Raw genomic sequence first — 12,884 nt, forward strand, 5'->3', positions numbered from 1 at the left:
TCCCGGTAGTCCGTTACAAGATGGCCCGCCCATGCCACGCTCAGCGGGCCATTTGAATGATCATGTTTCCGCTGGGAATCAGCTGGCGGTGCGTGCCGACATGCGAGCGCTCTCGAAGATCGTCAATGACAACAGGACGACCGCCATCACGCACGAGCCAATCAACAACATGAAACCACCATCCCATCCATAGGCATCTACCGTATAGCCTACCAAGGCACTGGCAGCGACAGAGCCGCCCAGGTAACCGAACAGGCCGGTGAAGCCAGCCGCGGTCCCTGCCGCCTTCTTGGGTACCAGCTCAAGCGCCTGCAGACCGATCAGCATGACCGGGCCATAGATCAGGAAGCCGATGGCGACCAGACACAGCATGTCGATTCCCGGATTACCGGCAGGATTCAACCAATAGACAGTGGTGAAGACGGCGACCAGCGCCATGAAGCACACCCCTGTCGCACCGCGGTTGCCCCGGAACAGCTTGTCGGACAACCAACCACACAGCAGCGTGCCGGGGATACCGGCCCACTCATACAGGAAATACGCCCAGGAGGACTTGTCGACGCTGAAGCTCTTGGCTTCCTGCAGGTAGGTCGGCGCCCAGTCGAGGACCCCGTAACGCAGCAGATACACGAAGACATTCGCCAGCGCGATGTACCAGAGCATGCGATTCTTGAACACGTACTTGACCAGGATCTCCCGCGTGGAGAATTCCTGTTCGTGGCTTTCATCGTATCCCGGCGGGTAGTCATTCTTGTGCTTCTCGATGGGAGGCAAGCCACAGCTCTGCGGCGTGTCTCGCATGGTCAGCAGGGCGAAGATCGCCACGAAGACGGCCAGCGCGGCGGGCACATAGAACGCGGACTGCCAGTCGTTGAACCAGGCCATGCCAAGAATGAACAGCGGACCGACAAGACCGCCGCCGACGTTATGGGCCACGTTCCACACCGAGACGATCTGGCCACGCTCACTCTGTGACCACCAGTGCACCATGGTGCGACCGCAGGGCGGCCATCCCATGCCCTGCACCCACCCATTGAGGAACAGCAGCACGAACATGATGCCGATGCTGGAGGTTGCCCAGTCAGTGAAACCGAAAAGGAACATGATGCCGGCAGACATCAGAAGACCGGCAGGAAGGAAGTAACGCGGGTTGGAGCGGTCAGAGACAGCCCCCATCACGAACTTGGAGATACCATAGGCGATCGACACGCCGGCAAAGGCCAGACCAAGATCACCACGGGAATAGCCCTGCTCCACCAGGGAAGGCATGGCCAGGGAGAAGTTCTTGCGTACCAGATAGTAGCCGGCATAGCCTAGAAAGATACCGAGAAAGATCTGCCATCTCAGTCGCTTATAGGTGTCGTCTACCTTGGCGTCGTGAAGCGGTGTGGCGTGCACCGCGGATTTGAATAAACCGTACATTCTGCTGCTCGCTCCTGATTTTACGACACCGACCTCTACACGGGCATAGCGACGCCTTGACAGACGCGCTTGGTGTTCGAATGCGAAAGTACAGGCTTCACATCGGTGTCACAATGCGAAAAGCACCGATATTCGCTAGACCTTTGTCTACACGAGCATGACAATCCTTGCTATTCAGTAAGTTATGCATGATTTCATATAACTTCAACGGCTTGCACCCACCAGGTCAATCAGTGCTACCACTGGCGTCACCGCGAGCATGTATCAAAAAGAACATCAAACGAACATTCTGGATGGCACACCGCCCCGCCTCACCATCTACGGGGCACCTGGTCGAGCAGCAACCGCACGCAGGATCACGTTGCCTGCGCGACGGTTCAGAGCAGACGTCTTTTCACCGGACATGAGCAAGAGGACAGGATGATGCAGCCCAAGCGCCACCGCGCCATCGTCGAACTGATCACGCGTCAGGGCTATGCCTCCATCGAGCAGCTGGCGAGTCACTTCAAGGTCACGCCGCAGACCATTCGCCGTGATCTCAACCAGCTCTCGGAAGCCGGTGCCCTCAAGCGTGTCCATGGGGGGGCGGGACTTGAATCCAGCACGGTGAACACTGCCTACAGCACGCGCAAGACCCTGAACCTGGAAGCCAAGCGGCGCATCGCTCGCACCCTCGCCAACGAGATACCGGATCACGCCTCGCTGTTCATCAACATCGGCACCAGCAATGAGATGGTCGCTGAGGCGCTGTGTGATCATCACGGACTGGAAGTCATCACCAACAACCTCAACGTGGCAGCCATTCTCCAGCACAAGGAGGATTTCAATGTCATCGTCGCCGGTGGCATGGTGCGCTCCCGCGATGGCGGCATCATCGGCGAGGCGACCATCGACTTCATCAATCAGTTCAAGGTGGATTACGGCATCATCGGCATCAGCGGCATCGATGAAGATGGCTCGCTGCTGGAGTTCGACTATCAGGAAGTGCGTGTCGCCCAGGCGATCATCCACAACTCGCGCCAGGTATTCCTGATCGCGGATCACTCCAAGTTCCAGCGCAATGCCGTGGTGCGTCAGGGCAACCTGAGCCAGCTGGATGCGCTGTTCACGGATATCCAGCCTCCGGAAAACATTCTGAGACTGATGCACCAGCATGAAGTGGCCTTGCATGTTGCGGTATCCGACGAGGCCGGGAACGCCTGATCCACGGCGCAGAGCGCCCAGCCACGCGGAACGCCTGTCGTCTCGCCACCTCCTTCCTCATCGTTGAGTCATTTCCCACGTCAAGCCGTGCGTCTTGCCGTGGCGTGGGTTGCCGCTCTTCTTCTCTTCTTCTCTTTTTCTCTTCTTCTAGCCTGCTCCTCCTCGGCTCTCTTCTCATCCTCCTGCTCAGCAAGCTCCCCTTGCATCGGGCATCTCGCCTTGCGGTGCGCCGGCAGGCTGCAGAAAAGCCCATCGGCCAGTGCCTCGAGCGCATGGGCGAAGAGGCAGATCTTCATCCGACTGTCATATCCCGCATCGACACTGTGAAAAATGTTCAGGCAGGACAACAGGTTGAACATGGTGCAATGCCGGGTCGCTTGTTCGAGCCCATTATGCGCACTTTCGAAAATCAAGATGCCACAAGAATCACCTTGATGTTCGACTTTCACTAAGCTATGTTCACTTTCGAAACTTATCACGCGCACCGAACCGGTGCCGCCCCATCTCGATCTCCCCGGTAGCGCCGGGCACGTGCAGGAGCAGCCCATGTCCCGCGACAACGACGCACTTATCGACCTCTTCATCATCGGCGGTGGCATCAATGGTGCCGGTATCGCCAATGACGCCAGCGGGCGCGGCCTGAGCGTGGCACTGTGCGAGCAGAATGATCTGGCCAGCGCCACCTCTTCCGCCAGCAGCAAGCTGATCCATGGCGGCCTGCGCTACTTGGAACACTACGAGTTCCGGCTGGTACGTGAAGCCCTGCAGGAGCGTGAAGTGCTGCTCAAGAAGGCACCGCACATCATCTGGCCCCTGCGCTTCATCCTGCCGCACCAGCCACATCTGCGTCCGGCCTGGATGATCCGCGCCGGCCTGTTCCTGTATGACCACATCGGCAAGCGAGAGACCCTGCCAGCCTCCAAGGGGCTCAAGTTCGGTGAGCAGAGCCCCTTGGTCAGCGAGATCACCCAGGGCTTCGAATATTCCGACTGCTGGGTGGATGATGCGCGTCTGGTCATCACCAACGCGCTTCAGGCTCAGGAGCAAGGCGCGGAGATCATGACGCGCACTCGCTGCGTCGGGGCACGCGACGTGAACGGGCATTGGGAGCTGACGCTGGAGAACATCGACAGCGGTGAGACCTTCACCCGCCACGCCCGTACATTGGTGAATGCCGCCGGACCGTGGGTGGAGTCCTTCATCAAGGGTGCCACCGAGCGCACGCCGCGCTACGGCATCCGCATGATCCAGGGCAGCCACCTGATCGTGCCGCGCCTCAATACCGATGATCGCGCCTTCATCCTGCAGAACAAGGACAAGCGCATCGTCTTCGTGCTGCCCTATCAGGAAGACTTCAGCCTGGTCGGCACCACGGACGTGCGCTACAAGGGCGACCCCTCCGAGGTAGCCTGCTCCAGCGATGAAACCGACTACATGCTCGAGGTGGTCAACCATCACTTCAAGCGCAAGCTGAGCCGCGATGACGTCATCTCCTCCTTCTCCGGCGTACGCCCGCTGTGTGATGACGAGTCAGCCGACCCGTCAGCGATGACCCGCGACTACACCTTGCACCTGGATGACAGCGGCGCGCCGATGCTGTCCATCTTCGGTGGCAAGATCACCACCTATCGCAAGCTGGCCGAATCCGCGCTGGAAGATCTGAAGCCGCTGCTGCCCAACATGGGTGAGCCGTGGACCCACGAGAAGGCCTTGCCGGGGGGAGACATCGAGAGCCGCGCAGCCTTCACTCGCCAGCTGGTCCGCGACTTCCCGTTCCTGGGAGAGGCTCGCGCCAGACGCCTGGCTTCCAGCTATGGCAGCCTGTGCCTGCACTTCCTCGACGGCAAGAAGAGCGAAGCCGAGCTTGGCGAAGACTTCGGTGCCGGCCTGAGCGCCGCCGAGATCGATTACCTGGTCGAGCGTGAGTGGGCACATGAGGTACAGGATGTGGTGTGGCGGCGTACCAAGCTGACCCTGCGCCTGAGCGATGAGCAGAAGGCCCGTATCGGCGAGTACCTCAAGGAACGCCTGATGGCGCACGCCGCCTGACGCATCGCTGATTCATCTGCTCGCGACATCAGAAAGCCCGCCCTCCTGACTGGAGGGCGGGCTTTCTGTCGTTTACTCGCAGACTCTTGCCTGCTGTCTCTTGCCTGCTGACGCTTGCTGTCAGCCTTGCGGGGGCACGCTTACTGGATGCCGCCCTCGGTCAGCTTGGCCGGGTCCAGCAGGCGCTCCAGCGTCTCACGGTCGAGATCCGTCTCCTCCTCGGCCACCTCGAGGATCGGCCGGCCGGCCTGATAGGCCACCTTGGCGATACGCGCGGCCTCGTTGTAACCGATCACCGGATTGAGTGCCGTGACCAGAATCGGGTTCCTGGCCAGCGGCGCTTCGATGTTGTCCTGCCGCACCGTGAAGGTGGCAATGGCCTTGTCCGCCAGCAGGCGGCTGACATTGGCGCTCAGCGTGATCGAGGACAGCAGATTGTTGGCGATCAACGGCAGCATGACATTGAGCTGGAAGTTGCCGCTCTGACCGGCGATGCCGATGGTGGCATCGTTGCCCATCACCTGGGCAGCCACCTGGGCGGCGGCTTCCGGAATCACCGGATTGACCTTGCCCGGCATGATGGAGCTGCCCGGCTGCAAGGCCTCAAGCTCGATCTCGCCCAGCCCGGCCAGCGGCCCGGAGTTCATCCAGCGCAGGTCATTGCTGATCTTCATCATCGCCACGGCGTAGGTCCGCAGGTGGCCGGAAAGCTCGACCGCGGAATCCTGACAAGACAGCGCCGCGAAGAAGCTGTCGGCCGGACGGAAGGCGTGCCCGGTCTGAAGCGAAAGGCGCTTGGCCATGCGTTCGGCAAACTCGGGATGCGCGTTGATGCCACTGCCGACGGCCGTGCCGCCCTGGGCGAGACGCTCGAGACGCGGCAGCGACTCCTCGATGCGCTCGATGGCCTGTGCCACCTGGGATTGCCATGCCCCCAGCTCCTGGCTCAGACGAATCGGCATCGCGTCCATCAGGTGAGTGCGGCCGGTCTTGACGACATCATCGACCTCCGCCGCCTTGCTCGCGATCACGTCATGCAGATGACGCAGCGCAGGCAGCAAGGTATCGGTGACTGCAATGACCGCCGACAGGTGAATCGCCGTCGGGATGACATCGTTGCTGGACTGCCCCATGTTGACGTGGTCATTGGCGCCGACCTTGAGGTCGCTGTTCTCGCTTTCCAGCTGGGCATTGGCCAGATGCGTCAGCACTTCATTGACGTTCATGTTGGTCGAGGTGCCGGAACCGGTCTGGAAGACATCGACCGGGAACTGATCCGCATGCTCGCCATCGATGATCTGGCGCGCCGCCTTGACGATGGCACCGGCACGCGCCTCATCCAGCAACTCGAGGTCGAGATTGACCTCTGCCGCGGCAAGCTTGATGCGCGCCACCGCCTGGATGAACGGTGCCGGCATAGGCTGGCCGCTGACCGGGAAGTTGTCCACCGCACGCTGGGTCTGCGCCCCGTAGAGTGCACTGACCGGCACCTCGAGTTCGCCCATGCTGTCCTGTTCGCGACGGGTCTGGCTGCTCATGCAATGACTCCCTGTGATGACACCAGGCAGCGGCTCGTGTGACTGGCGCTGCCGGTAGGCGTGAATGGATTGCCCCCATGATCACGTGGGGCCTTGGGGGAATCCAATCAAGCCACTTGATGGTAGTGATTATCAATAACAATCATCAGATTTCCGCGTTGCCCTTCACGACCTGCCACTAACCTGCTGATGACAACGTGATTCTGGCATGCCAAGCGCTGTGACGAGCTCGTGGGGGTCGGTTACACTGTGCGGCGATTCGGTGGTCCGCCGCGCCCTGCCTGCGCCGGTGCGCGGCGGCATCACTCACGACATCCTCTTCCATTCTCTGTCGACGGAATCTCCTGGCACCCGATGTCCACTTCTCTGCTGCTGATGCCCGCCATGTCTGCGACTCGCCTGCTCACTCCCGGTCTTGTCATTCGCGAGGGGGAATCGGCATGAACTGGCTATCGCACAATCCCTACTTCACCTATCTGCACCGCCAGCGCCTGCATATCCTGCGGGTCACCGTCGCCCTGACGCTCTGTTTCAGCATCATCGAGCTGTTCGATCTTCCGCACAGCTCCTGGGCACTGGTCAGCACCGTGATGGTGATGGGCAATCTGCCCCACGTCGGCGGCGTGCTCGACAAGGGCTCGCAGCGCCTGCTCGGCACGCTGCTGGGGGGACTCTGGGGGCTGATCCTGATACTGGTCGCGGACCCGCTGCCCGGCGTGGTGCCCATCTGGAGCATGGTCGGCATCGCGCTGGCGCTCAATGCCACCTTCAGCAATCGCTATGGCTACAGCTCGCTGCTGTTCTGCGTCACCCTGCTGATGGTGGTGGGCGATGGCAATCATGATCTCGGAATCGCCCTGTGGCGCGTCTTCAACGTGGTACTGGGCACCTTGATCAGTATCGTGGTCAGCCTGGTCCTGCTGCCCCAGAAGGCGACGGATGTCTTCCGCTTCCTGCTGGCCGACAACCTCGACAAGCTGGCGCGGCTCTATCACAACCACACCAATGCAGAGCGTTCCAGCATCGAGGAAACGCTCAATCTGGTGCGCGCCACCTCCGCCCAGCTGGTCAAGCAGCGTGGACTGGTGGATGCCGTGGTGCGTGAAGGCCGGATCCAGCGCGGTGATATCGAGGAGATCCTGTCGTTCGAGCGGCGCATGATCTCGACCATCGAGCTGCTGCAGGAAACCCACTGGAACACGCGAGAAGGTCATGAGTTCATCGAAGGACTCGAGGGCCTGCGCGATGCCCAGCACCGACTGGCTCGCGCCCTCGGCACGCTGGCCTTCCAGGTGCGTACCGGCCAGCACATCGAGCTGACGGTGACCCCGTTCGACCTGCAGCGATACGCCGAGGTACGCAATGTCGAGAGCCGCAAAGGACGTGCACTGTTCAGCCCGGCAGGCTATCTGTGGCTGAATCGTGAACTCGCGCGCCTGACGGAAGCCCTGGGGGAGCGGCTGTCCCTGCTGGAACGTCTGCCCAGCGAGCGCCTGCAACGGCGCCTGCCGGGCCATGGCCTGATCAGTGATGCCCGCCGGATCTTCCTGCCGGAGGACCCGACCCCGGGCGAGACAGCCGTCCCCAAGGACTCTGACAGCGACGGCACGCCCCCGACACCCGAGGCGAAGTCACCTGACACCCGGGATGACGCCCATTCCCGCTCGCCCGCCGCCACGCCCGGTGACACGCCAAGGAAAGACGCATGAGCACAGCGCATGACATCACTGCCACCAGTGACCACGATGTCCTGATCGTGGGCGGCGGTGCGGCCGGCCTGACCCTTGCGCTCAGCCTGGCCAATCAGCCGTCATCCGCGTCGCGCTCGCGCCGCGTGACGCTGCTGCGTCCGGCGCGGGAGGCCCAGGGCGCCAGCCGCTGGGCTCAGGGCGGCATCGCGGCGGTACTGGCCCCGGAAGATGACGTGGAATCGCATGTCGCCGATACGCTGATCGCGGGGGACGGCCTGTGCAACGAGCGAGCGGTGCGCTTTACCGTCGGACATTCCCGCGAGGCCATCGAGTGGTTGATCGGGCTTGGCGTCCCCTTCACGCCAGCCGAAGCCGATGCCAGCTATCCCTATCACCTCACCCGGGAAGGCGGCCACGGCCGGCGACGCATCATCCATGCGGCCGACGCCACGGGGCGGGCGCTGCTGGATACGCTCAGTCAGCATGTCGAGTCACATCCTGCCATCGAGGTGCTCGATGACCTGCTCGCCGTGGACATCGAGGTAAAGAGGGCTCAGGTCGCGGGACTGCGGGTCATCGATGGCACCGGCCAGCAACGCTTGCTGACGGTACGCGACCTGGTATTGGCCACGGGAGGTGCCAGCGGCCTGTTTGCGCATGCCACCAGCCCCAGCGCCAGCGTCGGGGATGGCATGGCGATGGCCGTGCGTGCCGGTGCCAGCCTGATGAATCTGGAGTTCCAGCAGTTTCACCCTACCTGTCTGTACGACCCGGCCGGAACACCGTTCCTGATCTCGGAAGCCGTGCGCGGCGAAGGTGGCCTGTTGAAGCGCCCCGATGGCCATCGCTTCATGCTGGATCACGACCCTCGCCTGGAGCTGGCACCACGCGACGTGGTGGCGCGCGCCATCCTCGCCGAGATGCGCGCTCACGGGCTGGATCACGTCAATCTCGATATCAGTGCGCTGGGATCCGCGGCCATCCATCATCACTTCCCGACCATTCTGGCGCATTGCCGGGAGCGTGGCATCGACATCACCCGAGCCCCGATTCCCGTGGTACCGGCAGCACATTACAGCTGCGGCGGAATCGCCACCGAATTGAATGGCGCGAGTGATCTGGCAGGACTGTGGGCCATCGGCGAAGTGGCCTGTACAGGGCTTCACGGGGCCAATCGCATGGCCAGCAACTCATTGCTGGAATGCCTGGTGCAGGCGCGCGCCTGCGGCGAGGCGCTCACCGAGCGCGAATCGGCGCCCGACACCTGGCCAGTGGCGCAGGCGCTCACAACGAGCATGCTGCCTGAACGAGGACAGCTGCCTCCCCGCCAGCAGGCACTATTGACCCGGCTGAAAGACAGGCATGCACTCTGGCAGCACGTGATGTGCCTGGAGAATCGCGAAGCGGATGAGCGGCTCACGGCGTTGCGGCGCCTGATGAGCCTGCAGGCGGGCATCGAGCGTAGCCAGCAGGGACTGGAAGCGGCACTGGATCAGATGGCGGCCTGGCTGGCCTGTGAGCCCCCTCATTCGTCAGAGCGCGCTCATTCCTCTGAACTCTCCCGGCAAGGCAGGCATTCAGGGGCCAGCGCAGGTGTCACTCACCTGGCCCTGTATCAGGCGCTGACTCTGGCGCCGCTGTTGTTGATCAGCGCTCACCAACGTCATGAATCACGCGGGCTCCACTTCGTGCGCGATTACCCCATGCCGGCACCGCGCGCGCGTGACAGCGTGATTCACCTCAGATGATCATTGGCGGCGATCAGTCGCGATACGGGCCATCAGCGGCTCGATGGCAGGCGGCTGTCGTGGCATGTCGTGGGCAAGAGGTGGCCACAGCAGCCACAGTCGCAGCCGATGCAGCTGTGCTGGAGGTGCGCTGTCTGGCCATAGCCACAGAGTACGTGAGCGCTCACCGGGGCACGTGAGGCGCAGGCCCACCAGTCGCGGCGAACACCACAGGCGCGTGACGCCGACACGCTGCCAGCCACCGGAGTTCGCGTCCGCCCACCACCAGCAAAGGCGCATCTCGGGGTGCCGCCTGCGCGTCTCGTCGAGTGATGCCGGTGAGCGAGGGCTTTCCTCTTCGGCTTCGTCGTGCGCCAGTTCGCCCTCCTCACCTGTCTCCGTCTCTGCCTCTGCCTCTGGCATGGCGGCCAGCCCCGAGCGCTCCGCCCTTTCCCCCACGGGCTCCGCCCCGAGCGCCAGCCACCATACCTTCCGATGCCGGTCACGGCGATGCCACCACCACCAGGCTTCCACCCCCTGCAAGACCCCGCCTGTGGCCAGCATGGCCATGACGGCCGAATGGATGTTCAAAGGCGGCATCATGCCCCAGAAAGCACAATGCTCCGCCTCGAAAGGCAGAGCATCATGGGTGCGGCAGGCCCACCAGGCATCCAGGCCGGAAGGTCCTGCCAGGCGAGCGAACAGCCACGTCATCAGCACGAGGCTGCACGCCAGCAGTATCAGGCGCAGAATCGCCTGAGCATGCAGGGCCTGTTCAGAGGCCCTTGAACTGATCGCGTTCGCCATGTTCTGCATTGGCGATCACCATGTCGATCAGGCGCTGATAGTCCTCATTGCCACACGGATCCCGCTTCATCAGCCACACGAAGAGATCCTGATCCTCTTCCGCGAGCAGTTCCACGTAGAGGGCCTTGTCCTGCTCACTCAACGCATCGAAGCGCTGCTCGAGAAAAGGCAACAGCAGCAGATCGAGTTCCCACATGCCGCGGCGGGAGTGCCAGTGAAGGCGCTTGCGAATCATCTCATCCATTGCCCGAACCTCAGTCGTCACATCAATGCCGGCAGTATACCCGAGGGGGAGTCTGGCAGCATCCGTTGACCCTTTGCCACGATAGGAATTGGCAATCCATGTCGTGATGGGCAATGATGTTCGTAGTGCGTTGTTTTCTCAGGATTTGCCCATTATGCTGAGGAGATAACAATCACAAGGATGCGGGGGTCCGTCAGACGACAAGAGGTCATCTGACAGCCGCATCACGATCACCCTTCCCGCAAGGGTGCAGGCATGGAGAGATCCGATGACCAAGTCCGAGCTGATCGAACAGATAGCCATGCGACAGCCTGAGTTGTCGCTCAAGGATGTAGAAGCCGCCGTTCGCATCATCCTCGATGATGTCACTGATGCGCTGGCCCACGGGGGGCGCGTGGAGATTCGCGGGTTCGGCAGCTTCTCGCTGCACTACCGTGAGCCGCGTCTGGGACGCAACCCGAAGACCGGAGAGCCCGTCCAGCTGGACGGCAAGTTCGTCCCGCACTTCAAACCGGGCAAGGAACTGCGCGAACAGGTCGATGCCAGCCGCGCGCTCGGCTACTGAGCCCACAAGGCATCGGCCTGGCCTCAGGCCGCACGGCTGACGTCGAGACTCACGGCTTGCCCGGTGATACACTCGCCAGGCGATGATTCACGACTGCATTTCATGACAAGGAAACCGTTATGCGCTGGCTAAAAGGTCTCGTTCTGGCCGTGATCCTGCTGATCGTTCTGCTGGTCGGCATCCTGTTTGCCGTTCACAACCAGCAAACCGTGCCTCTCGACCTCATCTGGCTCGAGCTGCCGGCTGCCTCACTTTCCATGTGGCTGCTGTTTTCACTGGCCATCGGCGTCGTGCTCGGCATGATCGCCATGACCGGCATGTATCTGCGCCTGCGCACGCTGTTGACCCGCGCGCAGCGTCGCAACCAGCAGCAACGCAAGGAACTGGACCAGCTGCGCATCCAGGAGATCAAGGAAGTGGCATAAATGCCTGACCTGATACTGCTGGGACTGCTGATGGCCGCCATTGCCATCGGGTTCTGGCTGGGGCGACGTGATCGTCGCCCCACTACGCAAACTCCCGCCCCTGCCACCTTGTCCCGCGACTATTTCGTCGGCCTCAATCATCTGCTCAACGAGCAGCCTGATCGCGCCATCGAAACCTTCGTACAGGCCTTGGAAGTCAACAGCGACACGGTCGATACCCACATCGCGCTGGGTAACCTGTACCGCAGTCGCGGGGAGGTCGACCGCGCCGTCAAGATCCACCAGAATCTGCTGGCACGCCCGGCCCTCGACAGCGAGCAGGGCGAACGCGTTCAGCTGGAACTGGCCCGCGACTTCATGCGCAGCGGTGTCTACGACCGCGCCGAGAAGCTGCTGGAAACCCTCCTCAAGCAGGCCCAGCACGATGACCATCGTCGCGCTGGCCGACGCCTCCTGATCGACCTGCTCGAGCGTGAGCGAGAATGGGAGGCTGCCCTCGAGGTCGCGCACCCCATCCTGCGTCAGGAAGGTGGCATCCGACGCGCCGCCGCCCACTGGCACTGCGAACTGGCGGCCCTCGATATCCTCGAAGGCAGTCAGGCGGTGGCTCGCAAACGCCTCAAGCAGGCACTCTCCACGGATGAGAAGTGTGTGCGCGCCAACTGGATGCTGGCCGAGATCGAATACGAGCATGCCAACTACAAACAGAGCATTCGCCTGCTGCAGCGCATTCCGCGTCAGGACACCGGCTTCACTCCCATCATTCTCGAACCGCTCGGCAAGGCATTCCACATGCTGGACGACGAAAGCGGACTGGTGCGCTATCTGCAGCAGGAAGTCGAGCGCGGCCCCTATACCACCACGGTGGTCAGTCTCGCCCAGTTGATCGAGCGCCGGGAAGGAGTCGAGGCCGCCGTCAGCTTCGCCAGCGAGCAATTGCATCGTCACCCCAGCCTGCGGGGCGTCGACTATCTGCTCGACCTGTACCTGCTGGATGCCGATGAGCGCGAGACCCAGCGCTTCAGCCTGCTCAAGCGCCATACCCAGCAGCTGATCGAGGCACGCCCTCGCCATCGCTGCCACCGCTGCGGATTCGAGGCCTCGATGCTGCTGTGGCAATGCCCGAAATGTCGCCACTGGGGTACCGTCAAGCCGATCACCGGACTGGAGGGCGAATGAGCCCCCGCGTTCCGTGACTCGCTCATCTGAACCA

Annotated in this window: 12 protein-coding genes; 7 read left to right on the plus strand and 5 right to left on the minus strand. The window is 62.3% G+C overall.

Going from position 1 to position 12,884, the window contains the following annotated elements:
• Window positions 1-78 precede the first annotated feature (78 nt).
• Window positions 79-1,422: a glycerol-3-phosphate transporter gene (gene glpT, locus QD172_RS06395; protein WP_077374603.1), complete on the minus strand. Its 1,344-nt coding sequence runs from the start codon at window positions 1,420-1,422 to the stop codon at window positions 79-81.
• A 420-nt stretch (window positions 1,423-1,842) separates the two neighbouring features.
• Between glpT and QD172_RS06400 the strand changes: the two genes are divergently transcribed.
• The gene (locus QD172_RS06400) at window positions 1,843-2,625 is read left to right on the plus strand and encodes a DeoR/GlpR family transcriptional regulator (RefSeq protein ID WP_279855291.1); all 783 of its coding nucleotides are present in this window, start codon (window positions 1,843-1,845) and stop codon (window positions 2,623-2,625) included.
• Window positions 2,626-2,705: 80 nt separating this feature from the next.
• On the opposite strand, the gene QD172_RS06405 is transcribed toward QD172_RS06400, so the two are convergent.
• Window positions 2,706-3,074 carry a hypothetical protein gene (locus tag QD172_RS06405; protein ID WP_279855292.1) on the minus strand — a complete coding sequence of 123 codons (369 nt, stop codon included), beginning with the start codon at window positions 3,072-3,074 and terminating at the stop codon, window positions 2,706-2,708.
• A gap of 97 nt (window positions 3,075-3,171) precedes the next feature.
• On the opposite strand from QD172_RS06405, the gene glpD reads away from it, so the two are divergent.
• Complete coding sequence (glpD, locus tag QD172_RS06410) at window positions 3,172-4,674, plus strand: glycerol-3-phosphate dehydrogenase (protein WP_084208136.1); 1,503 nt, start codon at window positions 3,172-3,174, stop codon at window positions 4,672-4,674.
• A 140-nt stretch (window positions 4,675-4,814) separates the two neighbouring features.
• Here glpD and QD172_RS06415 read toward each other — a convergent pair whose 3' ends face one another.
• On the minus strand, window positions 4,815-6,212 hold the full coding sequence (locus tag QD172_RS06415) for a class II fumarate hydratase (RefSeq protein ID WP_279855294.1): 1,398 nt from the start codon (window positions 6,210-6,212) through the stop codon (window positions 4,815-4,817).
• Window positions 6,213-6,652: 440 nt separating this feature from the next.
• Here QD172_RS06415 and QD172_RS06420 point away from each other — a divergent pair, with 440 nt between their 5' ends.
• Together QD172_RS06420 and nadB are read left to right on the plus strand one after the other, a co-directional pair.
• Entirely contained in the window at window positions 6,653-7,921 is a 1,269-nt protein-coding gene (locus QD172_RS06420; protein ID WP_279855295.1) for an FUSC family protein, read from the plus strand.
• A complete protein-coding gene (gene nadB, locus QD172_RS06425; RefSeq protein WP_279855296.1) occupies window positions 7,918-9,651 on the plus strand; it encodes an L-aspartate oxidase in 1,734 nt (577 codons plus the stop codon). Before QD172_RS06420 ends, nadB begins: the two co-directional genes overlap by 4 nt.
• On the opposite strand, the gene QD172_RS06430 is transcribed toward nadB, so the two are convergent.
• Both QD172_RS06430 and QD172_RS06435 read right to left on the minus strand, forming a co-directional pair.
• Window positions 9,652-10,446 carry a hypothetical protein gene (locus QD172_RS06430; protein ID WP_279855297.1) on the minus strand — a complete coding sequence of 265 codons (795 nt, stop codon included), beginning with the start codon at window positions 10,444-10,446 and terminating at the stop codon, window positions 9,652-9,654.
• Window positions 10,406-10,681 (minus strand): succinate dehydrogenase assembly factor 2, encoded by a 276-nt coding sequence (locus QD172_RS06435; RefSeq protein ID WP_077374619.1) that lies wholly within the window; start codon window positions 10,679-10,681, stop codon window positions 10,406-10,408. Before QD172_RS06435 ends, QD172_RS06430 begins: the two co-directional genes overlap by 41 nt.
• Before the next feature lie 268 nt (window positions 10,682-10,949).
• Between QD172_RS06435 and QD172_RS06440 the strand changes: the two genes are divergently transcribed.
• From QD172_RS06440 to lapB, 3 genes are all read left to right on the plus strand, one after another.
• Entirely contained in the window at window positions 10,950-11,246 is a 297-nt protein-coding gene (locus tag QD172_RS06440; protein ID WP_077374621.1) for an integration host factor subunit beta, read from the plus strand.
• Window positions 11,247-11,365: 119 nt separating this feature from the next.
• The gene (locus QD172_RS06445; protein ID WP_077374623.1) at window positions 11,366-11,671 is read left to right on the plus strand and encodes a LapA family protein; all 306 of its coding nucleotides are present in this window, start codon (window positions 11,366-11,368) and stop codon (window positions 11,669-11,671) included.
• Window positions 11,672-12,850, plus strand: a complete 1,179-nt coding sequence (gene lapB, locus QD172_RS06450) for a lipopolysaccharide assembly protein LapB (RefSeq protein WP_084208132.1) — start codon at window positions 11,672-11,674, stop codon at window positions 12,848-12,850.
• Window positions 12,851-12,884 lie beyond the last annotated feature (34 nt).

Source organism: Cobetia sp. 10Alg 146 (assembly GCF_029846385.1).
Taxonomy (GTDB): Bacteria; Pseudomonadota; Gammaproteobacteria; order Pseudomonadales; family Halomonadaceae; genus Cobetia; species Cobetia marina.